The 24,178-nt window shown below is 55.2% G+C and carries 18 protein-coding genes; 4 read left to right on the top strand and 14 right to left on the bottom strand.

The features are described 5' to 3' along the window. Positions 1 to 5: 5 nt before the first annotated feature. The 8 genes from FME97_RS02380 to FME97_RS02345 form a co-directional block, all read right to left on the bottom strand. Positions 6 to 1,583, bottom strand: a complete 1,578-nt coding sequence (locus FME97_RS02380; RefSeq protein WP_141427695.1) for a sulfatase family protein — start codon at positions 1,581 to 1,583, stop codon at positions 6 to 8. Between the two features lie 97 nt (positions 1,584 to 1,680). After that, positions 1,681 to 2,922, bottom strand: a complete 1,242-nt coding sequence (locus FME97_RS02375; protein WP_141427694.1) for a BT_3987 domain-containing protein — start codon at positions 2,920 to 2,922, stop codon at positions 1,681 to 1,683. Between the two features lie 16 nt (positions 2,923 to 2,938). Then, the gene (locus FME97_RS02370; RefSeq protein WP_141427693.1) at positions 2,939 to 4,057 is read right to left on the bottom strand and encodes a glycoside hydrolase family 18; all 1,119 of its coding nucleotides are present in this window, start codon (positions 4,055 to 4,057) and stop codon (positions 2,939 to 2,941) included. A 26-nt stretch (positions 4,058 to 4,083) separates the two neighbouring features. After that, positions 4,084 to 5,673 (bottom strand): SusD/RagB family nutrient-binding outer membrane lipoprotein, encoded by a 1,590-nt coding sequence (locus tag FME97_RS02365; RefSeq protein ID WP_141427692.1) that lies wholly within the window; start codon positions 5,671 to 5,673, stop codon positions 4,084 to 4,086. Positions 5,674 to 5,686: 13 nt separating this feature from the next. Continuing rightward, entirely contained in the window at positions 5,687 to 9,010 is a 3,324-nt protein-coding gene (locus tag FME97_RS02360; protein ID WP_141427691.1) for a SusC/RagA family TonB-linked outer membrane protein, read from the bottom strand. 187 nt (positions 9,011 to 9,197) lie between these two features. Next, positions 9,198 to 10,139, bottom strand: a complete 942-nt coding sequence (locus tag FME97_RS02355; protein ID WP_141427690.1) for a FecR family protein — start codon at positions 10,137 to 10,139, stop codon at positions 9,198 to 9,200. A gap of 95 nt (positions 10,140 to 10,234) precedes the next feature. After that, positions 10,235 to 10,828 carry an RNA polymerase sigma-70 factor gene (locus FME97_RS02350; RefSeq protein WP_141427689.1) on the bottom strand — a complete coding sequence of 198 codons (594 nt, stop codon included), beginning with the start codon at positions 10,826 to 10,828 and terminating at the stop codon, positions 10,235 to 10,237. Positions 10,829 to 10,965: 137 nt separating this feature from the next. Continuing rightward, positions 10,966 to 11,637: a LexA family transcriptional regulator gene (locus FME97_RS02345; protein WP_141427688.1), complete on the bottom strand. Its 672-nt coding sequence runs from the start codon at positions 11,635 to 11,637 to the stop codon at positions 10,966 to 10,968. 140 nt (positions 11,638 to 11,777) lie between these two features. Here FME97_RS02345 and FME97_RS02340 point away from each other — a divergent pair, with 140 nt between their 5' ends. The 3 genes from FME97_RS02340 (at position 11,778) to FME97_RS02330 (ending at position 15,058) form a co-directional block, all read left to right on the top strand. Then, entirely contained in the window at positions 11,778 to 12,065 is a 288-nt protein-coding gene (locus tag FME97_RS02340; protein ID WP_141427687.1) for a hypothetical protein, read from the top strand. A 303-nt stretch (positions 12,066 to 12,368) separates the two neighbouring features. Beyond that, the gene (gene terL / locus FME97_RS02335; protein ID WP_141427686.1) at positions 12,369 to 13,802 is read left to right on the top strand and encodes a phage terminase large subunit; all 1,434 of its coding nucleotides are present in this window, start codon (positions 12,369 to 12,371) and stop codon (positions 13,800 to 13,802) included. 140 nt (positions 13,803 to 13,942) lie between these two features. Beyond that, a complete protein-coding gene (locus FME97_RS02330) occupies positions 13,943 to 15,058 on the top strand; it encodes an NAD(P)H-dependent flavin oxidoreductase (RefSeq protein ID WP_141427685.1) in 1,116 nt (371 codons plus the stop codon). 157 nt (positions 15,059 to 15,215) lie between these two features. Here FME97_RS02330 and FME97_RS02325 read toward each other — a convergent pair whose 3' ends face one another. Then, positions 15,216 to 15,458: a helix-turn-helix domain-containing protein gene (locus tag FME97_RS02325; protein WP_141427684.1), complete on the bottom strand. Its 243-nt coding sequence runs from the start codon at positions 15,456 to 15,458 to the stop codon at positions 15,216 to 15,218. Positions 15,459 to 15,886: 428 nt separating this feature from the next. Here FME97_RS02325 and FME97_RS02320 point away from each other — a divergent pair, with 428 nt between their 5' ends. Beyond that, complete coding sequence (locus tag FME97_RS02320; protein ID WP_141429918.1) at positions 15,887 to 17,020, top strand: site-specific integrase; 1,134 nt, start codon at positions 15,887 to 15,889, stop codon at positions 17,018 to 17,020. Positions 17,021 to 17,698: 678 nt separating this feature from the next. On the opposite strand, the gene FME97_RS02315 is transcribed toward FME97_RS02320, so the two are convergent. From FME97_RS02315 to FME97_RS02295, 5 genes are read right to left on the bottom strand one after another with little or no spacing between them, the layout of a single operon-like run. Continuing rightward, on the bottom strand, positions 17,699 to 18,820 hold the full coding sequence (locus tag FME97_RS02315) for a Fic family protein (RefSeq protein ID WP_141427683.1): 1,122 nt from the start codon (positions 18,818 to 18,820) through the stop codon (positions 17,699 to 17,701). Between the two features lie 7 nt (positions 18,821 to 18,827). Next, positions 18,828 to 19,244, bottom strand: coding sequence for a hypothetical protein (locus tag FME97_RS02310; protein ID WP_141427682.1), 417 nt, complete (start codon positions 19,242 to 19,244; stop codon positions 18,828 to 18,830). Further along, complete coding sequence (locus FME97_RS02305) at positions 19,234 to 20,700, bottom strand: GNAT family N-acetyltransferase (RefSeq protein ID WP_141427681.1); 1,467 nt, start codon at positions 20,698 to 20,700, stop codon at positions 19,234 to 19,236. The genes FME97_RS02310 and FME97_RS02305 overlap by 11 nt, the downstream gene beginning before the upstream one ends. Before the next feature lie 18 nt (positions 20,701 to 20,718). Continuing rightward, the gene (locus FME97_RS02300) at positions 20,719 to 22,101 is read right to left on the bottom strand and encodes a restriction endonuclease subunit S (RefSeq protein WP_198418191.1); all 1,383 of its coding nucleotides are present in this window, start codon (positions 22,099 to 22,101) and stop codon (positions 20,719 to 20,721) included. A 14-nt stretch (positions 22,102 to 22,115) separates the two neighbouring features. Beyond that, the gene (locus FME97_RS02295) at positions 22,116 to 24,173 is read right to left on the bottom strand and encodes an N-6 DNA methylase (RefSeq protein ID WP_141427680.1); all 2,058 of its coding nucleotides are present in this window, start codon (positions 24,171 to 24,173) and stop codon (positions 22,116 to 22,118) included. Between the last annotated feature and the right edge of the window lie 5 nt (positions 24,174 to 24,178).

Below are 24,178 nucleotides of genomic sequence, written 5' to 3'. Positions count from 1 at the left end.
TCTTCCTATCTTTTACGGTCGTAGGATGCGTTCTTTTCCATCGCCGCCGTGTCGTCGTACTGCGTCTGGAGTTTCACCAGCTCCTTCATCATCCGCTCCTGCTCGGCGGCGTAGGCCGGATTTCCGAAGAGATTGTGCAGCTCGCGGGGATCGGCTTCGAGGTCGTAGAGTTCCCACACGTCGATGTCGTCGTAGAAGTGTATCAGCTTCCACCGTTCGTCGCGCACTCCGTAATGGCGTTTCACCATGTGCTCGGCCGGGTATTCGTAGAAATGGTAGTAGATCGACTCTCTCCAGTCTTCCGGATGCCCGCCCCGCAGCAGGGGCAGCAGCGACCGGCCCTGAATGTCCTCGGGTACGGGCGCTCCGGCCAGCTCGAGGAACGTGGGGGCGTAGTCGATGTTCTGGACCATCTCTGCGATCTGTCCCTTCGCACCGCCCGGCATCCGCATCACGAGCGGGGTCCGCAGCGACTCCTCGTACATGAACCGTTTGTCGAACCAGCCGTGCTCTCCCATGTAGAATCCCTGGTCGGAGGTGTACACTACGAGGGTGTTCCCGGCGAGTCCCGACTCCTCGAGGTAGTCGAGCAGCCGTCCCACGTTGTCGTCGAGGGATTTGAGCGTTTTGAGGTAGTCGCGCATGTAGCGGGTGAACTTCCATTCGGCCAGTTCGCGCCCCTGCGGGTTGCGGGCGTAGAAGTCCGCTGCGATCGGCTCGTAGAAGCGGTCCCACGCCGCGCGCTGTTCCGGGTTCATGCGCCCGATCATCGCCTCGTATGCGTCGCTGAGGCGGCTTTTCCGGCCCGGCTGCCGCATTTTGAGGTCGTATATCGGGTCCATGTCGTGGTTCGAGGCGATGGACATCTCCTGTGCGGCGGCTGCCGGACGTCCTTCGTAGTCGTCGTAGAAGGTCTCCGGCACGGGGAACGTGCGGTCCTCGAAAAGCGCGAGGTCGCACGTGTCGGCCATCCAGTTGCGGTGCTGCGCCTTGTGGTGCACCACGAGACAGAAGGGCTTCTCCGGGTCGCGTCCGTGCTCGAGCCACTCGATGCTCTTGTCGGTTATGATGTTCGTGATATAGCCTTCGCAGCGCACCGTGTCTCCCGTCTGCCGGATGAAGTCGGGGTTGTAGTAGTCTCCCTGCCCGGGCAGTATTTCCCAATGGTCGAAGCCCGTCGGGAGGCTTTCGAGATGCCATTTCCCGACGATGGCCGTTTCGTATCCGGCCTTGCGGAGGAGTTTGGGGAAGGTCTGCTGCGAGCCGTCGAACACGCAGGTGGTGTTGTCGTAGAATCCGTTCTTGTGCGAATGCTTCCCGGTGAGCATGCAGGCGCGGCTGGGGCCGCTGAGCGAGTTCGCCACGAAGCTGTTCGTGAAGCGCACGCCCTCTTCGGCGATCCGGTCGAGATTCGGGGTCGAGGCGTAGCGGCCGTCGTAGCAGCTCATCATCTGCGACGTGTGGTCGTCGGTCATGATGTAGAGGATGTTCATCGGCCTGCGGGGCGGTTCGGGCTGTCCGCCGCAGCCCGTCAGGGCGGCTGTCGCGAGACCGCCCAGAATGAAGCGGTTGTTGTTTTTCATATCGGTTCTTTTGGGGAAAAGATGCAGGAGCCGGAAAGGCTTCCCGCTCCTGCATCGGTCGGTTGCGTAAAGCGGTTCGGTTCGTGCCGAAAGGCCGTTACTCGTCCATTTCGTTCATGTCCTCGACCCACTTCAGTCCGGTGGCCGGTCCATAGACCTGCGGATCCCAGATGTCTCCGGCGTTCGAGTAGGTGCACTCGCCGTCGTTGCCGTGGCCCGTGGCGTCCTTGAAGACGTAGCCCTGGCCTTCGTCCATCTTCCAGTATCCCAGCAGTCCTTCGCTGTTGGGGTCCACGCTGTTCATGTTGTTCTTGAGCTGGGCCTCGGTGCGCACCGTGTTCCACAGACGGGCTTCGCGGAACGAGATCGTCGAGGTGCAGTACGACGGCTGCGGCAGGAACGAGAAGTGGCGGAAGGTGATCGAGGGCGAGGCCGTGGCCTTGTCGGCCACCAGCGAACCGTCGAGGTAGAGCTTCGTCGATGAACCGTCGAAGACGATCGCCACGTGCTGCCATTTCTTCGCCTCGCAGGGCGCGGTGGCCGTCACGGCGGGTTTCACCACGGAGTTGATCTGCATCCAGCGGTTCTCCTGGTCGGCGGTCGTCGAGGAGGCTTCGAAGCGCACCCACATGCGGTTGCCCAGTCCGTCCTCGTTGTCGAAGCCGACGATCATGTAGTTGCGGTAGTCGAACGCCTCCTTATACATCATGAATTCGAAGGTGTAGGCCGTGAAGGTGATCGGCGCATCCTTCATGTTCAGGATCACGCGGTTGCGTTTCGTGACGCCGCCGGTCGCATACTCCGAGTTGAAGACGGGGGCCGGAACGATCTTCTTGCGGTTGCAGACGATGAGGAACTGCGAGGCGTCGTCCAGCACGGTCATCCTGCCGTCGAGGCTGCGCAGCGTGACGGGCAGGGCGTAGGTCTGTCCCGAGTCGTCCATCTCCTGCGTGTAGGGCAGGATCTTTATCGCGACGGGCGTCGCCGCCACATCGCCGGTCCCGATCACGAGCGGGTCTCCGGGAATTTCGTAGCCCGTTTCGGGCAGCAGCGTGTAGGAGGTTCCGTTCAGGGCGTTGAACCGCTCCAGCACTTCCGGGTCGGCTTCGATCCGGAAGGAGTATTCGCCGTCGGCCTTGCCGCCCAGCCGGGCCGTCAGCGACGCGGTGGCTCCGTCGTTGCCGACCTCCACCGTCGAGCTGGTCTCCTTCTGCGCTTCGGCTATGTAGGCTGCGTTGTCGATCGCTCCGAGGTCGGCGTTGTCGCAGCCGAAGGCGGTCGTCAGCAGCGCCGCGCCGGCGAGCAGCGCCCGGCAGCGGCCGTTCAGTATCGTTCTCATAGGTCTTTTCATGGTTTTATTCGTTGGCATTTTCCAGTTCGTTCATCGCGTGGATGGCCTCCCGGTAGTACTTGTAGCAGTCGTTCTTGAAATCGTTCTGCATCTGGTAGGCGCCGAAGCCTCCCTTGCGGTAGCCCGTGTAGGGCTGCCACGTAGCCATGCCGTGCAGCGAGTTGGTCGTCGAACCGTCGGGCAGCACGTAGGTCGTGCCGCCGTTCTTCCACAGGGCCTCCGGCTCGAAGTTCTCGCAGACGATCGTGCGGTTGGTGATCGTCTTCTCGTCGAGCACATCGCTGAAAGCGCCGATTAACGCTCCGAGTCTGGTGTCCAGATTGCTTTGGTAGCTGAGGGAATAGGTTTGCAGGATGTAGTAGTCGAAGTATTCGATCGTGCCGACCGGCATTTTGGCCACCTCGCCGTCCACGATCAGCAGCTTGCCGCTGTCCGATTTCGGGCCGAGGCGCCTGCCGCATTCGTCCACGAACCAGAAGGTCCGCTCGGCGGGAGTCGTTCCGGCGTAGATGTCGCCTTGGGACGGCAGGTCGTTCACGATGTTCCCCTTGTGGTCCGAATAGCTCGGCTCGTAGTCCAGGTCGAGGCCCGTGTATTCGTTTTCCAGCACGACGTCCACCACTGCGCTGGCGTATTTGCGGATCGCGGCTTCGATTTCCGCCGCGTCGGCGTCGTCGGACCAGCCCCAGTAGTGGCGCATCGCCCGGGCGATTTCGTCCTTGCCCGTGATGCCTGCGGTCACCTCGTCGGGCGTGATCGTGCGGCCGATGTCCATCAGCAGGAGTGTCACGACCACGTCGGTCCCCTTTTTCGCCTTCACGGCCTTCGCTTCGGCCTTCTGTTCCTCGGTCAGGTAGAACGAGGCCCAGTTGGCCACCAGGTCCACGCTGTCGGGAATGCCCATCAGGCTCGATCCGGTCGTGGCGGCCTTGGGGTCCCATCCGCCGAACCATCCGAAGGTGATCGAGTGGTCGGAAGCCTTGTAGGCCCGCAGGTTTTCGTAATAGGATTCCGGGAAGCGCTGCGTGAAGTCCTGCGCTTCGGGTTCGGTCCAGTCGTCGCAGGCTGCGAGCGGAGCCGCGGCCAACAGGAGGGCGGACAGTCTTATGATGTTCTTTTTCATTGGAATGGCGTTTTTCGGTTCGTGTGTCAGTTCTGTTTCTTGGCCCACCATACGTCGGTGGAGTATTCGTCGGGACCGCCGAGCAGTTGGATGCCGCCGAGCACGTTCTCCCGGTTGTTGTCGTATTCCGACTGCGGATAGTGCAGGCGGCGCATTCCGCGGTCGCCGTCCACGCTGCCCCACATGCCGCCTGCGGCGCCGAGGTTGTTCACGGCCATCATCATTTTGGGATAGCCCGTCCGGCGGAAGTCGGCCCAGGCCTCGTGGCCGATCATGTGGTTGGCGATCCACTTCTGGGTGATGATGCGCTCCAGCTCGTGTCCGTCGTCGGCCCATTTCACCGAGACGGCCTGGCCGAAGTTCGGCTGGTCGTGCTTCCCCGCGGGGTCGGTGTAGGCGAGTCGGGGCGTCAGCGTCGAGGCGATGTAGCCTTCGTAGGAGGACGAGCAGCCCCACTGCTCGAAGGAGGTCTTCACGCCCGTGTTGTAGAGGTTCTCGGGCGTGTCGCCCATCGCCCAGCCCAGCAGCGCTCCTTCGGCCCGCAGGAACCAGCTCTCGGCGGCGTACATGACCGGCACGGGGTCCGTCTCCGCGAAGAGCGGGTAGGAGAAGGAGGCGTAGGTCGTCGGCAGCACGTTCTCGATTCCCGAGCGCACGCCCGCATAGGTCTCGTCGTAGCCCGACTTCGAGAAGTAGGAGCTGCGCCGCGGGTCCTCGTAGGCGTTCATATACATCGTGATGTTGGCGTTCGAGCGCAGGTCCTGCCACGATTCGCTCGTCGCCTGCGTGTAGTAGGGGTTGCGGCGCGAGGTGAGCGTGAATTGCAGGTTCTCGGCGTTGGCGTCGATCAGTCCGTAGGTGTCGATGGCGGCCACGGCCTCCTCGGCGATACGCTGCGCCTCGGGCTCCACGCCGCTCATGCGGATCGCCATGCGCAGCTTGAGCGTGTTGGCGAACTGGATCCACAGGCTGACGTCGCCCTTGTAGGTGCTGATGTCGAAGTCGCTCAGCAGCGAACCGCCGCCGGCCGCGGCGAAGGTGTGGAGCGACTCCATGGCCTCGTCCAGGTCGTCGATCATCGCCATATAGACGTCGCGCTGGCTGTCGTAGGGCACGGAGAAGGTTCCGTTCTGCATCTTCGAGTAGGGGATCGGACCGTAGGCGTCGGTCACGCGCAGCATCGAGGCCACGCGGATGATCCGCGACAGTTCGTACACGGGGCCTTCGCCGCCCGTTTCCGTCATGATCTGGAAGTAGTTGCCGTAGAAGTTCGAGAAGGTGTTCTCGAACAGCGGGTCGTTGAAGTCGTCCGACGGGTTGTAGGTCGCTATGTTCTGGCCCTGGTAGGATTTCACGGCCGATGCATAGCCGCCCAGCTCGTCGCCCAGCAGCACGTCGTGGTACTGCGAGGCGTTCACCTGCACGTGCATCATCCATTCCATCATCGACGGGAAGAGGATGCCCACGCCGACATTGTCGCCCTCGAGGTCCTCGTCCGACGGACGGTAGGGTTTGGTGTTGTACTCTTCGAAGCTGCCGGTGCAGGCCACGGCCGCGAGCGTCGCGCCCATTGCGGTCAGCCGGCCGATCCGGCGGAATATCCGGTTTGTTTTCATTTTGGTCGGGGTTTTAGAATTGTAACTTCACGGTGAATCCGATGTTCCGCAGGCTGGGCAGCATGAAGTAGTCCACGCCCTGCAGGAAGTTGTTGGTGGTCGAGGTGGTCAGTTCGGGATCGAAGGGCGCCTTGTTGTAGATCATCCATAGGTTGCGGCCCACGAGCGAGACGGTCATCGACAGTTTGTCGGCGAACCAGCGCTTGGGCAGCGTGTAGGCCAGCGAGAGCTCCTGCAGCCGGACATTCGTGGCGTCGTAGATGTAGTAGGCTCCGGCGCCCGTGCCCGCGCCGATGGTTTGGTAGTAGTTCTTGGCGTCCACCATGCCGTTGTTCACCCGGACGCCTCCGGCGTCGCGCGCGGCGGCCGAACGCTCCGAGACGCCGTAGTAGTCGAGGAACGCCTCGGTGTTCGAGACGACCGAACCGCCCAGACGGGCCGCGAGCATGACGTTGAGGTTGATGCCCTTCCATGCGAAGCTGTTGTTCCAGCCGATGTTGCCCTTGGGCATCAGACTGGCCACCTTGCGGCGTTCGGTGGTCGTCAGTTCGACCTTGTTGGTGGCCGGATCGACGTAGATGTTGCCGTTGCCGTCGGTGCGCAGCTCGCGGTTGATATACAGGTCGCCCATCGTGCCGCCCTCGTAGAGGATCACCTGCGGCGAACCGGTGTTGCCCAGCGTGGCCTTCTCCAGGTAGGGCATGTCGATAGGCTTGCCGTCCACGGGGCTGATGACGCCGTTGGCGAGCTTGATGATCTTGTTGCGGTTCATCGTGTAGGTCACGCTCGTGTTCCACGAGAAGTCGCGCCATGTGTTATGGTAGCTGAGCAGCATTTCGAGACCCGAGTTGCGGACCTGTCCGGCCTGTACGAGCACCGACGAGTAGCCCGACGTCGAAGAGGGGGTCGATTCGAAGGTCTGGTTGAAGGTGTCCGAACGGTACCACGTGGCGTCGAGGTTGAGCTTGCCGCCGAAGAAGCGGGCGTTGAGGCCCACCTCCCACGACTTGGTCTTCTCGGGCTTGAGGTCGTCGTTCGGGAAGCGGTGGAGCGAATCCCATTCGTGCGTCTGGCCCTTGTAGTTGTAGTAGGGTTTGGTCAGGTAGGCCGCATAGGAGGATCCCACGGCCGAATAGGAGGCGCGCAGCTTGAGGAACGAGAACCATTCGGGCAGCTCGACCATTTCGGAGATCACGGCCGAGAGACCCACCGAGGGGTAGAAGAAGGACTTGTATTTCGAGAAGGCCAGCGCCGACTCCCAGTCGTTGCGGCCCGTCACCGTGAGGTAGAGCATGCTCTTCCACGACAGTTCGACATTGGCGAAGACGCTCTGCGACTGCACGTGCGAGCCGTCCTCGCGCTCCTTGTACGACGTGGTGGAGATGTTGGTGATCGAGAAGAAGTTGGGAATCTTGCGCAGGTCGCCGCCCCAGCCCATGAGGTCCATCTGCACGTCCTTGATCGACCCGCCGACGTTGGCCGTCAGGTGGTAGTCGTCGGCGAAGTAGAGGTCCACGTTGGCGATGGCGTCGGCGTAGATCTGGCGGTCGTTGCGCTTCTCGATGTTGTAGAGGCCCTTTTCGCCCGCGAAGTTGGTGTCGGTTCCGGCATAGCGCTTGTTCGTGATGTCCATGTCGGCGTTGTCCACCTTCACGCGGCCGGTGACGTTGAGCCACTTGGTCACGTCGTATTTCAGGCTCGCGGAGAGCATGTAGCGGCGCTTCTTCGTCTCGTTTATCATCTTGTTCATGATCCAGTAGGGGTTCTGGAACGACATGTCGCCCGAGCCGTAGGTCCAGTTCTGCGTGTAGAGGTTGCGCGACTCGTCCCAGATCTGGTACATGCGCACGTTGTCGAAGTCGTCGCCGCGCGGGAAGAGGTAGAGTGCCGGCAGCGGGTTGAAGTACTGTCCCGAGGAGATCATGTTCTTGTTGTCCTGCAGGATGTAGCTGGCGCCGACGTCCGCCGTCAGTTTTTCGTCGAGGAAGCTGAACGTGTTGCGGAAGGTGAAGTTGTAGCGGTTGTATCCGCTGTTGGGCAGGATGTTGCGGGCGTTGGTCGTCGCCGCCGAGAAGTAGGACTGGTAGCGCTTCGTGCCCGTGGAGAAGGTGAACGAGTTATTGACGTTCGACCCCGTGTTGAAGAATCCCTCCGGATCGAACCGCCGCGAGGTCCTGTCGCCCCAGCTCTGGTACGATCCGGCCACGTTGCCGTAGCGGTTCTGGAAGCGGGGCATCACCAGCGGCGAGGAGAAGGTCGTGCTGTTCGAGAAGCTCACGCTCGTCCGTCCGGCCTCGCCTTTCTTCGTGTTGATGAGCACCACGCCGTTGGCGGCGTCCGAGCCGTAGAGGGCCGCGGCCGAGGGACCCGTCAGCACCGAGATCGACTCGATGTCGTCGGGGTTGATGTCCGCCACGCCGTCCGAACCCACGTAGTTGCCTTGCAGACCGTCGTCGTTCGAGCCGAAGGAAATGTTGGTCATCGGCACGCCGTCGATCACGTAGAGGGCGTTGTTGTCCTTGTAGATGGACTTCGCGCCGCGCATCACCACGCGGGCCGCGCCGCCGACGCCGGCCGCCGAGGCGTTGATCTGCACGCCGGCGACCTTGCCGTTGAGCGAGTTCATGAAGTTGGCGTCCTTGACCGTCGTGATGTCCTCGGCCTTCACCTGCTGCACGTTGTAGGAGAGGGCCTTCTCCTGCCGCTTGATGCCGAGCGCCGTCACCACGACGTTCTCCACGGCTACGGCCGACTCCTGCATCGTGACGGCGATTTCGCTGCGTCCGTTCACGGCGACCTCCTGCGGTTCGTATCCCAGGTAATTGACCAGCAGCACGGGGGCCTGCGTGCCGGACGGGATACGGAGTTCGAAGCCGCCGTTCACGTCCGTGCTCACGCCGATCGTCGTGCCCTTGATGATGACCGAGGCGCCGATCACGGGCAGCCCGCGGGAATCGGTCACCGTGCCGGCTACCGTTTGCGGCGTTTCGTCCGGGGTGGCGCCGACCCCCCCCCTTCGTTCCGAGAGGATGATGTTCGAGCCGTTGATTTCGTAGGTCAGCCCCGTGCCTCCGACCATCTGTTCGAGGGCTTCGGCCACCGGCCGGTCCCGAACCTCGACGCTTACCGTCCGGTCGGTGTCGAGATTCTTGTCGTGGATGAACAGGTAACGGGTCTGTTTTTCGATTTCGTTCATCACCTGTTCCATTTTCACTTGCCGCATGCCGATCGTCACGCGTGCGGTCTGGGCCGAGGCGTGCGAGGCCGTCAGGCATGACAAAACCGCGAATAGCGAGATTATCAGGCTTTTTGTATTGCCTGATACTTTTTTCTTCATATCTTTGTCAGTTAAAGGATAATAATTTGGGTTGTTCCGTCAGATGCGAATGGCCGTTATCCTTGCCGCCCGGGGTCGCGCCAACGACTTCGGGCATTTTTTCCGATGGCTTCCGCGATCGGCGACGACGGCCTCAGAAAGGCTCGTGTTATCTCATAGGCAGGCAGGTTTTAAGGTTCGTGCTATTTTATCGGTAGATGGTTATTTCGTTGGTTTGCGAGTCGTAGGCGTATTCGAAGTCGCAGTTGCGCTGGAGGATGTCGAGGGCGTGCTCGATGCCGTCCGAGATGCGGATTTTGCCGACGGCCTCGAATTGCGGCATCTCTTTCAGCCGCACGTCGAACCGCACCCCGTAGCAGTGTTCGAGACGGTGCAGGAGCTCCTCGAACGAGCAGCCGCTGACCGAGATCAGCCCCTCGGTCCAGAGGTATTCGTTCGGATCGTCGGCCCGTCCGAGCGTCAGCCGTCCGTCGTGCAGCGATACCTTTTCGTTGGGTCTGAGCGTGACCTGCCGCTGCGGGGCGTCGTGCGGCGTGACACGCACGCTGCCCCGCAGCAGGGCCGTCGAGAAGATGCCGTGCTGTTCGTCTGCATTGACGTTGAAGCGCGTGCCGAGCACCTCCACCCGGCAGGCGTAGGTCTCCACGACGAAGGGGTGTCCGGCGTCGTGGCTGACGTCGAACAGCGCCGTGCCTTTGAGTCTTACCTGCCGCGTGTCGCCGGCGAAGAGGGCCGGGTATTCGATTTCGGCGCCGGAGTTGAGCCATACGGAGGTTCCGTCCTGCAGGGTCAGGTTGATGCGCTGTCCGGCGGGGACTACCACACGGTTGGTCAGTTGCTCCCAGCCGCGTTCGCGGTGGGCGACGAACCCCCAGCCGACGCCGACCGCCAGGGCGACGACGGCCGCGATGCGTGCCGCGGCGCCCGCCATGCGGCGCAGACGCATTCCGGGGTTGCGTTGCGCGGCTCCGGGAACGGGGGCGAAGAGCAGCAGGGCGTCGAACACGGCGCGTTCGCGGTCGAACGTGCGGCGGTTCTCCTCGTCCGCATCGAGCCATTCCATGAGCCGGCGCTCCTCGTCGGGGCCGGTCTCTCCTCTGAAAAAACGGTACAGAATCTCTTTTTCCATGCTTTTCCTTCCGCCCGCTTTTCGGGGCGTTCATTATAAAAGCACTTCAGCAGGGCGGTTTCCCGCGAAAGGACACGTTTTTCGGGAAAATATTTTCAGAATTGCCGCGTGAGGCGTTCCAGCACGGCCGCCGCGAGCGCGGCGGGCAGGTAGTCGCGCAGGGCGAGGCGCAGTTTTCCGAGGGCTTTGCCCAGCTCGGTCTCGACGCGCCGTTCGCTGATGCCGTACTGTGCGGCGACCTCGCGGTAGGAGCGTCCCCGGAGCCGCTGTTCGGTGAAGACGCTGCGGGTCAGTTCGGGCATTTCGTCCAGGCAGTCGCGGACGATCCGTTCGACCTCGCCCTCGAACAGCCGTTCGGGATCGCACATCTCCAGCGAGCGGATGCTTTCGCGCAGCACGCGTTGTTGCAACTCCTCCATCTCGCCGTGGGCCCGCAGCCGCACGGCTTGCGCCCGCAGGTGGTTGAGGCATTTGTGGCGGAGCGTCTTGAGGACGTAGGCGGCCGGATTTCCGCCCGTGTCGATGCGGGAGCGGTTCTCCCAGAAATAGAGGAAGGAGTCGGTGGCGAGGTCTTCGGCAACGAGCCGGTCCCGGACATATCCGCGGGCGAATGCGATCAGCCGCGGACGGTATTCGTCGAAAAAACGCCCGAAGTCGTCCGTCGGACCGTATTTGTCGGATAGTTGCATTGCTTTCCCCTCCCCATGACGCCAAGATCGGAACAAATATAGCGATTATTTCCGTTCCGCCTCGTGCGGGACGGGTTTTCATCCGATAAAATAAAAATTGCGGGCGCTCCGGCTCCGTTCTATCGGAACGTCCCCTGTCATCGGATCGAGTTCATCCGGATACTGGCCTTGACCAGCGCGATGGCCCGGATGCGGCTCATGGCGATCTCCTTGTCGGCATGGTGCGGATTCTGGCTCACGAGTTTCACCCACCCCTCGCGCTCGGATTTCTGGATATACTTCACGGTGACGTACTCTTCGCCGTCGATGTCGATCGAGAGCAGGTACATGTCGCCCCAGAAGATGTCGTCGATGTCGTTGAGCTGCTTGTAGAGCACGATGTCGCCGCTCTTGAGCAGCGGATACATGGAATCCCCGCGCACGTAGAGCGCTCCGTCGCATTTCGGGAGGTTGGGGATGTGGATGAAATTGACGGGTTTGGCCTGCGTCTGGTCGGCGAACAGGGGAACCAGCCCCGCCGTGCCCTCGATCGAGTAGAGAGGCACGCTCTGGAGCGGCAGCGAGTTGTCCGTGCGGTGCATGTAGGCCGTCAGGTCCGGCTCGGCGTTGAACATGCTGCCTCTGCCGGTTTCGATCCATTCGGGGTTTACGTTCAATTCCTGAACCAGGATGTTCCGGTTCCTCGCCGAGAGCCCCGCCTTGCCGGTCTCGATCATCGAGAGGGCGGCTTTGCCTATTCCAAGTCGCTGTGCGAGTTGCTCTTGCGTCATTCCGAGCTGCTTGCGTATCAGTTTTACCCGTTCGTTCATGGTATTCTATCGGAAAATTTTATATCAAAAATTTGAATTTTCGGTTCGAATGTTCAAATTTTGAATATATCTTTGTCCTGCAAAGTTAAACAATTTGTTTCTGTCTGCAAACTTTTTTGCAAAAAAACGATTCTGTATCAATGAGCTATTCGGTTTCACCTGAACTTTACCGGGAAACGGCGGTCCGTCTGGCGGACGCCCTCGACGGCGGCGGCTACTTTTCGGGATCGGTCCGTTTCGCGTTCGGCGGCATGGAGTGCCGCCTGACGGCCTCGGTCATCGTCTGCCGGCGGCGCGAGTCGCTGCCCGAAGGCGACGTCGATGCCGTCGCGGACCTTGTGCCCGTCTGGTGGGAGTTCCACACCGCGGACGGCGAGGGGGAGGTCGCCAACGACTTCTCGTTTTCCGAAATGAAGGCGTACCTCTGACGCCTTCGTGCTGCGGCTCCTCGCTTCCCGGGCGCGGCGCCGCCCGCCGCAGCGCACTTATCCGAAAAACCTGCCTGTCGCGGCGCCGCGCAAGGGGTTTTTGAAAACAGTTTTCATCGAATGGTCACAATGTCTGTTCCGGCCTCTGCGGAAGGAGATTCCGCAGAGGCTTTCGTATCCGGAGCGGTCTCCGGCTGTCCTTCCTCCGGTGCGGCGGGCTCTTCCGCGGCCGCCCGCTCCGCCGGCCCCGGCCTTTCCGCCTCTTCGTCACTTTCGCCGGAAGAGTCGTTTCCCGGAGGACCGGTGCTGTCCGATGCGGATGCCGCGACGCCTCCGGCGTTCGCCGATTTCGCCCTCGGGGTCTATCCCTTCCTCGACCTGAAGCCTTTCCACCGTGCCTACTACCGGGTGCTGGAGGCCTTCGCCGCGGGGCGCGTCCGGCGGCTGATCGTCACCATGCCGCCCCAGCACGGCAAGAGCGTCGGTGCCACGACGCTCCTTCCGGCCTATGTGCTGGGGCTGGATCCCGACTGCCGCGTGGCGATCGCCTCCTACTCCGGGGCGCTGGCCTCGAAGTTCAACCGCCGCGTGCAGCGGATTCTCGAGTCGCGCGAATACGCTGCCTTTTTCCCCGCTACGACGATCAAGCGCGGCGCCCGGCCGCCGGGCTATATCCGCACGGCCGACGAGGTGGAGGTCGTGGGGCGGCGGGGCGGACTGCTGTCGGTCGGCCGCGAGGGCTCGCTCACGGGCAACCGCGTGGACTGCTTCATCCTGGACGATTTGTATAAGGATGCGCTGGAGGCCAATTCGCCGCTCGTGCGTTCGAACTGCTGGGAGTGGTATACGTCGGTGGTCCGCACACGGATGCACAACGCCTCGCGCGAACTGGTCGTTTTCACGCGCTGGCACGAGGAGGACCTCATCGGCGAACTGCTGGCCCGTGAACCGGTCGAGGAGCTGCGCGAGTGGCGGCAGCTCGACACGCTTCCGCCCGGCGGCTGGCTGCACCTGAACTTCGAGGCGCTGAAGACCTCGCCGCCCACCGAAATCGACCCCCGCGCACCGGGCGAGGCGTTGTGGGAGGAGCAGCACGGCGCCGTGCTGCTGCACTCCAAGCGGCGGCTCGATCCGTTGCAGTTCGAGGCTCTCTACCAGGGGCGACCCTCTTCGCGCGAAGGACTGCTCTACGGACCGCACTTCGCCGAGTACGACGCCCTGCCGCGCGAGATCGTCCGCCGGGCCAACTACACCGACACGGCCGATACGGGCGACGACTATCTCTGCTCGCTTTCGTATGCGGTCGATACCGACGGGGTCATCTACATCACCGATGCGGTCTATTCGCGCGAGCCGATGGAGGTGACCGAGCCGCTGGTGGCCGGGATGCTCGTGCGCTCCGCGACGCGGCAGGCCGCCGTCGAGAGCAACAACGGCGGCCGCGGGTTCGCCCGCGCCGTGCAGGCGCGCGCTCCCGGCGTGCGGGTCGAGTGGTTCCACCAGAGCGGCAACAAGGAGGCGCGCATCCTCTCCAACTCGGCCACCGTGCTGCACCTCGTGCGCTTTCCGCGGGGATGGGCGCGGGAGTGGCCCGAGCTGTATGCGCATCTGACGACCTACCGCCGTCTGTTCCGCACCAACCGCTGGCACGATGCGGCCGACGTCGTAACGGGCATCGTCGAGCGCGAAACGGCGGGCCGGCGCGGCGGACGGCTGCGGGGCATCCGGTTCGTCTGAACGCGGAAACTACCGGGAGTCGCGGAGGGGACACGGTGCGTATGTGACCTTTACGTTAAATTGTTCGGAATGTCGGCGGTTTTCATCCGATTTTCCCTACCTTTGAGCGGTTAGTAATGGTTTTTTAATCCGAACTGTAAATGAAAGCACTTAAAATCGGAAACTTATGCGCTTCCGTGCCCATCGTGCAAGGCGGTATGGGCGTAGGCATATCCCTCTCGGGACTGGCGTCCGCCGTGGCCGACCAGGGCGGCATCGGCGTCATCTCGTCGGCCGGGCTGGGGGTGATTTACAACGACTATTCGAAGGATTACCGCGAGGCTTCGGTCTGGGGACTGAAGCAGGAGCTGCGCAAGGCCCGCGAGGCTACGCGCGGCATCGTCGGCGTGAACGTCATGGTCGCCATGTCGAACTTCGCGGACATGGTCCGCACGGCCGTCGCCGAGCGGGCCGACATCATCTTCTCGGGCGCCGGACTGCCGCTCAACCTGCCGTCGTTCCTCACCGAAGGGGCGAAGACCAAGCTCGCGCCGATCGTCTCGTCGGCCCGTGCGGCGAAGCTCCTGTGCCGGAAATGGTTCTCGGAGTACAAGTACGTTCCCGACGCCATCGTGGTCGAGGGGCCCAAGGCGGGCGGCCACCTGGGTTACAAGCCCGAGCAGCTGAACGACGAGCACTACGCCCTCGAGACGCTCGTGCCGGAGATCGTCGCCGAGGTGCGCTCCTTCGAGGCCGCCCACGACTGCCATATTCCGGTGATCGCCGGCGGCGGCATCTATACGGGCGAGGACATCTACCGGATCATGGAGCTGGGGGCCGAGGGCGTGCAGATGGGCACGCGCTTCGTCACCACGGAGGAGTGCGACGCCGACCCGGCCTTCAAGCAGAGCTATATCGAGGCGCGCCGGGAGGACATCGAGATCATCCAGAGCCCCGTCGGGATGCCGGGCCGGGCCATTCACAACCGCTTCCTCGACCGGGTGAAGGAGGGGCTCAAGCGTCCGAAGTCCTGTCCGTTCGACTGCATCAGGACGTGCGACGTGACGCATAGTCCCTATTGTATCATGCTGGCCCTCTACAACGCCTTCAAGGGTCGCTTGCAGAACGGCTACGCCTTCTGCGGTGCGAATGCCTGGCGGGCCGAGAAGATTCAGTCCGTGCGCGATCTGATGGCTTCGCTGCGTGCCGAATACGACGCCTTCGCGGCCCGGCGGGCGAACTTTTCGCTGCGCGACCGGCTGTTCGGCGCGAAGTGACCGCCCGGCAGCGGCGTCCCGCCCGTTTGCGGGGCGTCCGGCTTCGGTCCGGACCGCGTCGCTGCGGCCGGACACTGCGATTCCACCCCCGTCGGAACCCTTTCCGGCGGGGGTGATCCGTTGTTCCGGGAGGCCCGGCGGCGGCTTTTCCGGGGCGTCACTCCTGCTCGTCGCCCGAGAGAAGCCAGCGGATGCTGTATTGCGGATAGCGGGCGTGGATGCGTTCGGCCAGGTCGCGGCTGATACCGTTCGCGCCGCGGCGGATGCGGTAGAGATTCTCGCCGCGCGGCAGGCCGATGCGGAGGGCGAAGGCATTGATCGAAAGCCCCGAGCGGCGGATGATCTCCGCGAGGCGTTCCCACTCCGCGAGGCGTTTTTCAGGGGAGGTTTCGTGTTTCATGGCAGTCGGGTTCGGGACCGCGCCGGCGCGCTGAAACGACGGACGCGGACTATTGCCGCTCGCTTCACGGAAGGTTCTGGTAAACCCGACAAGGAATGAGCACATATAGCCCGCGCCGTTATGGCGTAGGATCAAATCCCGTGCCCGTCACGACGCGGGGCCGCAACAGCAGGAATATGTGCCTGACCGCTTGTCAAAAAATTTTCCAGATTTATATAGCATAGATTGAAAGAGAAAACAAAAACCAATCAAGTGAAAATAAATATACTGTATAATAAGTAATTATGCTGTATCTGTATCTTCTCTTGTTTTACTTGTTTATTGTTGCTTGGCTCTTTTTCGGTACATTTTTGTTCCTTATTTGTTCCTTATCTTGGATTATTCTTTCTACCTTTGTGGCAGAAATAACGAGTAAAAAAGGAGGAATTATGCCACGAGTAAAGAAGCCCACGAAAGTAAAAGAGCCGATTCGTCTTCGGATGAAAGAGTTGGCCAATGGAAACAAAAGTCTGTATTTGGATATCTATCGGGACGGTAAACGGACGTATGAGTATCTGAAGATGTATCTTATCCCCGAAACGGATAACAATGCCCGTGTGCGGAATCAAACGACTATGGCCGCAGCCAATGCCATCAAATCGAAACGGATCATTCAACTTACCAACGGCGAAGCGGGTATCGAAACCCGTGAAAAGGTTTTTCTTCTGGACTGGATGGAAACCTACAAAGAGAATCAGGCGAAGCGAGGAAAGAAAGATGGAAACCAAATCCAAGTTACCATCCGCATCTTGAAAGAGTATGCCGGAGAACGGGTAACGATGGATCAAATTGACAAAACATTTTGCCAAGAGTATATCGACTATCTGCTGACTGAATATCGGCCAAAAGGTAAGCAAGTATCAAATTTTACGCTACATACCTATTACCGCATTCTGAACGGAGCATTGAACGCTGCTGTGCGAGCGGAAATTATAAAAGTCAATCCGTTTACTAAAATCAACAATTCGGATAAAATCCGTCTACCGGAGAGCAAGCGGTCGTATATGACCATAGAAGAGGTGCGGGCATTGATTGCTACTCCGATGAAAAACGAGGCGGTAAAACAGGCTTATTTGTTCTCCTGTTTCTGCGGACTGCGGATAAGCGATATCATCAGTTTAAAGTGGAAAGATGTCTTTGTTGATAGGGGACAATATCGTTTGGCTGTATCTATGCAAAAGACCAAAGAGCCGATTTATCTGCCACTTTCCCCCGAAGCCTTGAAGTGGATGCCGGAGCGAGGGGAAAAGACGGCAAACGAACACGTATTCGATTTGCCGAGTCCAACGATGATAAACACGCTTCTCAAACCTTGGGCGAAAGCGGCTGGAATAGATAAGCGGTTTTCATTTCACACGAGCCGCCACACGTTCGCAACGATGATGCTGACGCTCGGTGCAGACCTCTACACGACCTCGAAACTGCTCGGTCATGCCGATGTGAAGATGACGCAAGTCTACGCCAAAATCATCAATCAGAAAAAGGACGATGCTGTTAATTTAGTAAACGGATTATTCGACTAAAGCAGCTGCCGAATTTTATGGTTTCACGATGTTTTTTTGTTGGTGTAGTTTATTCCCACGCGAGCATATATAATTCTGTTTAGTTTAGTATTTCCCTATATATAGGGCAAGAAAACTAAAGTAAACCGTTTCATGCAAACATCTGAAAAGAAAATTGGAACAGTGCAGTTGGTCAAAACCATGCCTAAAACAGGAATTTTATTGCTCGGATAATAGGAAGAAATGGCGACTTTGAAAGGCTTTCTATTTTATCCATGAAAGTCAAGTAAAGTATAATCTTATTCTTGCCAGGTAAGACAACGCTACAAGGGGCAAATTCTTTCTTCCATCCTCTTGTCGGATGCCTGCTTGACATGAACTGGTATAGGCTAAATTTCCCGATACGCCAAAAGCACTCTGCCTATACGTTTGCCGTTTCATAATCTGCCCGACATTGGACAATCTCACTACCTCTGCTTGCAGATTGTATGGCAACCCACCCGACGACGAATGTCGGACGGGGTATTAGGCTCCCCCGAAATGAATTTCGTGGCAAACGGACAAACCCGGATCAAATCGGCTTTGGCAAACGTCCAATGCAAGAAACAGCTCCAACCGCCGAAAGCTATCCGATAAAAATGTCACAAAAGGATATCGCTATGAAGATGGAAAGGTTCATAATGGAAGCAATTATCAAGACTATTGCATTTTCTTTATTTCGTTATATAGAGCCAGCCCTTTTGCCGTAAGCAGGTATTTTTGTCTCGGGTGATTGGGCTTGTCGGGATATAGCACCTTGAGAAAACCGGCTTCGGAAGCGGGGGTTATATAGTTCTCCAAAAATGTCGGACGATGTTTCAGACCGACTTTCTCCATCAATACTTTTAACGATAATTGTTCGTTTGACAAAGCCAACAACAAAGCGCGAACTTGTTCGGTTACTTGTACGGCAGGTTGTTCGGTACTTGTACGGTCGATTTGCTGGACTTGTTTTGCCGTCAGCTCTTCCGGAGCATTAACCACCATATACCTATTCCGCAACTCATTCGTTTCACCCAATAGAAGATTACGAAAGAACCGTTCCAAATATTCGGAATTACGCATGATGCCTTTTCGCACGTTTTGGTAGTTGGCACGTACCAGTGCATTACGGAAATACCACGAATGATTGGCGAACAGATCGTTTGTTACATCAAAGCCCATAGAACGTAGATAGAGAATCATGAACACGGCCGTAGTTCGCGTATTTCCCTCACCAAACGGATGAATTTGCCATAATCCAGATACGAATTTGGCTATGTGGCTCACTAATCCATTCCTGTCCACTTTTGAATAGTCGAACTGGCGTTCTTGTTCCAAGTCGTATTCGATCGCTTTGCGGAGATCGGGCGCGGAAACATACAACACCGTATCACCGCGCAGCACCCATTCCTTTTTGGTAATGTTGTAATCTCGGATTTGTCCCGCAAATTTGAATACCCCATCAAAAATCCGACGATGAATCGATGTCAGCCCGACAAGTGTAAAAGCAAAGGTTTTCTCGGTAAGAAGTCGGCGGATGTTGGTCGATGCCGTATCCGCCTCATGCGTTTCTGCCTCTTCGGGTGTACGCGCTTCTTTCGACTGGTAGTAGCTTTTTATGAGCTGTTCCGCTTCATCAATCGTAATTTCACCTTCAATATCTTTTCGGGCGGTTTCAATCAGATAGTCGGATGGCTTGAGCCCGTCGACGGCCTGCAAACCGATTGCAGTCTGCCACGCATATCCTTTTTCCCGTTTCTGCGGTTCGCCTTGGCGAATGTATTCGTCGAAGTTCATCATTGCTTAATTACTTTAGCCCTAATTTATTACACAATTCCTCTGTTGTCTCTGTGAGGTATGTATAAGATTGTGGAGCAGCAATATTATTACCCAAGCACATTAAAGATTTCGGCGTCTCTAATTTGAAAACCGTCTTAAATTTGATAGCATAAGAATCTTGATGGTCGGCAAAATAGAGCATGAAAAAATCTTTGGAAACACCTGCATGTTTTTTGGTTTTTTCCCATACGCATTCTGGCGTCCCCTTTAAAATTGAATCTATCTCAATCAAGGCGACAATCATTTTGATCGGAGACGTTGCATATACAACAATATGTCGTATATCCGTAGGAATGCGCTTGCGATATTCGTATAGCTTCTCCCCAGATAGTATTTTTTCAATATGACTTGGATGAATGGATAATATGATTGTTTCAGTTCTCATGTATCAATGCTGAATATTGTTGATTATCAATTTTTCTAATACTTTGGATATATCCTTCAACTTTGGCCTTAGCAATCTGTTGATAGGATATTTCTTTATCAAGAGCGATATACCGGAAAAGTATTACTAGCGTCTTTTTCTCCAGAATTTTAAGTAAATCCGAATAACTGTAGACGGTTCTTTTGGCAATGGCAGGAAATACTTCGTCGATATTTTCTGAAAATAGAACATCTTCGACGATTCCCATACATTGTATGGATTTCCGGTCTTTGCTTCGGTAAAATAGGATGATATCCCCTTTACGAATCGTTTTTATTTTGGAATGACACAAATACGCTTTTTTGATTGTATTTCCTTGGCAAGAATACAACGATTGATCTTTCTCGAACAGAGAACCTTTCATGCTGCTGAAGTCCGGGAACAAATCTTCATGGTATTGCGGTCGAATAGGAATAATGAACTTTTGAACAGATTCATTATCCTTGAAGTAGGGATAATATCTTATCAAAGAATCCAAACTGCCGCAATCATCATCCATTAATTTCATTGGCTTAATATAAACATCATCTTGTTTGTATTTACCGAGACAATAAAAGCCATAATCTAAACAAAGCCCTACAAGCGTTTTTTGTTCCTCTCCGAACGTATGTAGATATACCCAGTCCAACTTGTTTTTTACACAATAATCGAATGCGATATACAAAAGTCGCTCGCCTAATTTCTTTCCGCGAGCTTTTATATCGACTTTAAATGTACAAAGCTTCAAGATGCGTCCGGGAATAACCTCTCCGTTATCAGTCAGCTGAGCATCTTGCTCGTGTTTGTAGATACAGACTGCGACGATGTTGCCGGTTCCGTCTTCTATACACCAGCATTTCCGCTTGTCTGCGGCACATTTCTGAAACCACTTATCAAAGTCGTCATACGACTGCCGTAAAGATTCGAAGAACGGTTGGTTTTTATCTATTTCATATAGAAAGCGCTCTTTTACACCAGTGTAATCGAAAGAAAACGGGACAGTCGTATATCGCCGAAGTAATAACAAGAATTGTTCTAACCGATATACTTTATCCTGCAATCCGATTTTCGTGGCTTTCCGGTGAATGCCTTCGTCGTTTGTAACGAGAAGGTGCGCTGCCCCCCGATACAAAGCGAACAAAACGTTATTGTCTACTTTGTCGTTGTCGTTGGATTGTGATAAACCGAGTTTATGGCATTCCCGACTGGATAAGACTGGTGGATTTTCTATCTGTGAATATTGCTTTAACCGAGATAATACGATTCCCCGTCTTTCTTGATTCTTGTCTCGGTTAATGTCTTCAAGTTGCATCGGATGAATATACAGACAATGACTCTGTTCTGCGGAGAGTTTCCGCAGTTCAGCAAAAGAAGAATCGAGGACCCTGCTCGTATCTTCCAATGGAATAATGATATTCGTGTCTAAAAGTATATTCATCGAGTTTTTACACTTGATTTATCTATCTAATAGTCTCAAAGCTGCATTTTCACCTTGTTCGATGGTTGTTTCTACTGCGGTTTTGGCAAGGTTTAATAATCGTTTGCTTTCACGTCGTAATGCAAAACTTTCTTTCACCTTATTTGTAATCTCCTGTTGAATTTCTTGGCTTAACTTTGGGATGACGACATTTTCGATTTCCGACGGTTTCCAGTGTTGTATGATTGATCCTCCGGCATCTCGTTCCGCCTGCATACCAACGATAACAGAATTAAGGACAAGCGTCAAATAATCAGGCATAAATTCATTATCCGTAATGGTCAAATGCAATATTGCGCCTGAGGTTATGACATTCATATCTTGTTCGACTTTATAAGCAATACCTACACTTCCATCTTTAGAGAGTAGAATGGTATTTTGTTTAGGCCGAATTACATCTCCGTATTCATCTGACGATAAATGTATTTCCGTATCCGAAAAACCGAATTTAGACAGATTGCTAACACGCATAAAGGGAATACCTTGATTCTGGTATGCTTCGCTTCCAGGTTCTATTGATTTGCAGATTCGGACTATATCTCCTAATCGTTTAGTCTCAAACTCACTCAATCGAGAAAAAAGACCGTCGTATTTGGGTTGATAATATTCCGCATCCAATCGGCCGCTATTAATAAAATCGGAAAACCGTTTTTGTGATACATTCACATCGGTTACTGCTATCGAGTTAATTCCTAATTCGTTATGCAATATTAATTCTGCTTCGGAATAAGTCTTTTGCGATAAAATTCTTAAAGAATTTGCCTGTGTAAAACAGCATTGGATTTTTTGTTGCAAATCGATATCAAGAATCGGGATTTCAATTTCTTTGACTTCTTCCGGATTTACATTGGTTTGATTAATTGATTGCCTTGCTCTGCGCTTTACATCCCATTCTCCATATTTGCAATTCAAATAGGCACACAGATATTCCGGTAATATGCTGTCTTTAGGATTCAGCCTTACCAGATAAGAAGCAAACGTCCGCTGTATATCATCATTTTGATAATATATGCCCGTTCGACCTACCCATTCAAAGGAGTTGGTTCGATTAAATAGCACATCCCTATCTTTTAATGCGAATCTGTCGTATTCGGCTTGTGTAATATCAGCACATTTATCGACATCAAGATCGCATAACATATCATGAATCTCGTTCATGCGGTAAATAGGATATCCAACAGAATCCGTATTCATCTCGATAGATATACCGTATTGCGACGAAATAAGGTGTTCGCCGATTTTAGCATAAATAAGATCCGGATTTTTCTTTGGCTCTTTTGTGTAAAAAGAACTATCTATTCGAAAATCCTTATTACTTAATACTTCATAGAGTTTTTTTTCTTTTATCTCCAGCCCCTCCAATAAAGCCTCGTATTTTACTTTATCAAAGGGGCATCCGCGAAAAAAGATAGCCGTTCTTTCTTGGCGAATTCGACAAACGCCTCGGCAATGCCGTCGGGGGTAATTTGCTCTATTTCATTGCACTTTTTCTCTTCGTTCCAGTTATAATTTACGGTTGCGAGCAGATCGTGATAAACAACAGGATGTCCATATTTGTCGCAAAGTGCAAGTTTCGGATCGGTCGTCGTACCGATTTTATCCGATTTCCAATATAATTTATCGCCGCTGTTGTTTTTGCCCTCTTTCTGCTGGGTTGCGAAAAAGATGTTATAATCATCGACTTTCGGGCACAGTACGTCGTCCCATTTCTGAACGAACAATACACTCGTCTTGGTGCCGGTATGCGGCTTGAATGTGTTGCCGTGCAGCCCCACGACGGCAAGGATACGACATCGTTCTGCGATATATTCGCGGATGGTCTTGTCGCTGCTGTTGTTGAATCTGCCTTGCGGTAATACGATTGCCATACGCCCGCCCGGTTTCAAGAAACTAAGATTGCGTTCAATGAAAAGAATATCACGGCTGACACTCTTTTGTGCCTTACCATTCTTCATACCCAGATCGTAACGACTTAAAATCTGCCCCTCTTTAATCTCACCGGCAAACGGCGGATTGGCCATCAGAATGGCAAAGTTGAACTGTCCGAAATCGTTGCCGACACGTAACTGTTTCAACTTTTTGAAGCCATCATTGTAGGTATCTACCCATGTTTCTTCCTTTGTAACCGTATTCCAGCGGGCCCAATCGAGCGTATTCAAGTGCAGAACATTCGTATGACCATCGCCGGCAATCAAATTCAGGGTTCGAGCTACACGAACGGCTTTTTCATCGAAGTCGATGGCAAAAACATTATCTTGTACATATTCGATTTCTGCATGACTTTTCGGCGTTGCCGTGAACAGATGATTTACCGGTTTATTAGCTGCTATCTGCATCTGTTTCCATACATGAAATATCGTGTGAACAGGGAATCCCGAGCTGCCTGCAGCCGTATCGATCATCGTTTCATCCACCTGCGGATTGAGCATTTTGACACACATATCGATAACATAACGGGGTGTGAAGTATTGCCCTTTTTCACCCTTGCTGCTTTTGCTCATCAGATACTCGAAAGCCTCGTCCACTACGTCGAGATTGGAATTGAACAATTTGACGCCTTCGAGCGAGGAGACGCAGATGGACAAATGCGGGGGAGTCAAAGCTATTTTTGCATCTTTAGCAAACACGCCAGTCCATTTGCTGCATGCCTTGCGGAAGAGGTCCTCAATTTTATTTTTCAATTGAATATCACTTTGTCCGGAGTTGCGGAATACGAGATTGTAATCTTTCTCCGTAGCTCCGATTTGTTCGTCATACAATTTGGCGAATATCAGTTTGAACACCTCCTCGAATACATCGACGCCGGCATTTGCCAGAACTTCATCTTCCATTTCGAGAATCAGGTCTTTAAGCGACTTGCCTGTTTTGGTCAGTTTGTCGTTTTTGACCAAATCGTCCATAGTAAAAGGAGTTTGCAGGATATCCTCCAATGTTTGGTGCACATTGGGAATATTAGGAATATCCTTGAAATAGTTCGGATTCTGGCGTTGATAATAGGCTATCGTCGTTCCGTTAGTCCATACGGCCATACTTGCACCCGTCGCATGGGTGTAAGATTTCAGCTGTTCTCGGCCATCTTTGGCTTTCGGTTTTTTCAGCTCAACTATGATGTAGGCGACGTTAGCATCGTCATTATCCCGGATCACGATATCTGCGCGCTTGGTTTCACGTCCGAAATAAATCGGATATTCAAAAGCCAACCGGCTTTTAGGATAACCGTAATCATTTATCAATTTAGCCGCATATAGTTGTCTGACAATTTCTTCCGGTGTCAGTTTTATTTCTTTATTACGCACAAGACATGATACCACCGGATAGGTTTTACCCTTTTTGTCGATCCGTTCAATAATCCGGTTCTCCAACTCGGCAATGACTTCTTGACTGAACATATCCAAACTGTATTCGGAGCCTTTGAGGATTTCGTATAATTTCATATGTT

The sequence above is a fragment of the Alistipes dispar genome (assembly GCF_006542685.1).
Lineage (GTDB): Bacteria > Bacteroidota > Bacteroidia > Bacteroidales > Rikenellaceae > Alistipes > Alistipes dispar.
Note: the sequence above shows the minus strand (reverse complement) of the source record. Positions and strands in the feature narration are given on the sequence as shown.

Coding starts and splice junctions, on each gene's coding strand:
- FME97_RS02375 (WP_141427694.1), bottom strand. CDS start 2,922: ATGAGAACGATACTGAACGGCCGCTGCCGGGCGCTGCTCGCCGGCGCG.
- FME97_RS02360 (WP_141427691.1), bottom strand. CDS start 9,010: ATGAAGAAAAAAGTATCAGGCAATACAAAAAGCCTGATAATCTCGCTA.
- FME97_RS02365 (WP_141427692.1), bottom strand. CDS start 5,673: ATGAAAACAAACCGGATATTCCGCCGGATCGGCCGGCTGACCGCAATG.
- FME97_RS02305 (WP_141427681.1), bottom strand. CDS start 20,700: ATGAATATACTTTTAGACACGAATATCATTATTCCATTGGAAGATACG.
- FME97_RS02320 (WP_141429918.1), top strand. CDS start 15,887: ATGCCACGAGTAAAGAAGCCCACGAAAGTAAAAGAGCCGATTCGTCTT.
- FME97_RS02295 (WP_141427680.1), bottom strand. CDS start 24,173: ATGAAATTATACGAAATCCTCAAAGGCTCCGAATACAGTTTGGATATG.
- FME97_RS02340 (WP_141427687.1), top strand. CDS start 11,778: ATGAGCTATTCGGTTTCACCTGAACTTTACCGGGAAACGGCGGTCCGT.
- FME97_RS02310 (WP_141427682.1), bottom strand. CDS start 19,244: ATGAGAACTGAAACAATCATATTATCCATTCATCCAAGTCATATTGAA.
- FME97_RS02345 (WP_141427688.1), bottom strand. CDS start 11,637: ATGAACGAACGGGTAAAACTGATACGCAAGCAGCTCGGAATGACGCAA.
- FME97_RS02325 (WP_141427684.1), bottom strand. CDS start 15,458: ATGAAACACGAAACCTCCCCTGAAAAACGCCTCGCGGAGTGGGAACGC.
- FME97_RS02355 (WP_141427690.1), bottom strand. CDS start 10,139: ATGGAAAAAGAGATTCTGTACCGTTTTTTCAGAGGAGAGACCGGCCCC.
- FME97_RS02315 (WP_141427683.1), bottom strand. CDS start 18,820: ATGATGAACTTCGACGAATACATTCGCCAAGGCGAACCGCAGAAACGG.
- FME97_RS02380 (WP_141427695.1), bottom strand. CDS start 1,583: ATGAAAAACAACAACCGCTTCATTCTGGGCGGTCTCGCGACAGCCGCC.
- FME97_RS02370 (WP_141427693.1), bottom strand. CDS start 4,057: ATGAAAAAGAACATCATAAGACTGTCCGCCCTCCTGTTGGCCGCGGCT.
- FME97_RS02350 (WP_141427689.1), bottom strand. CDS start 10,828: ATGCAACTATCCGACAAATACGGTCCGACGGACGACTTCGGGCGTTTT.
- FME97_RS02330 (WP_141427685.1), top strand. CDS start 13,943: ATGAAAGCACTTAAAATCGGAAACTTATGCGCTTCCGTGCCCATCGTG.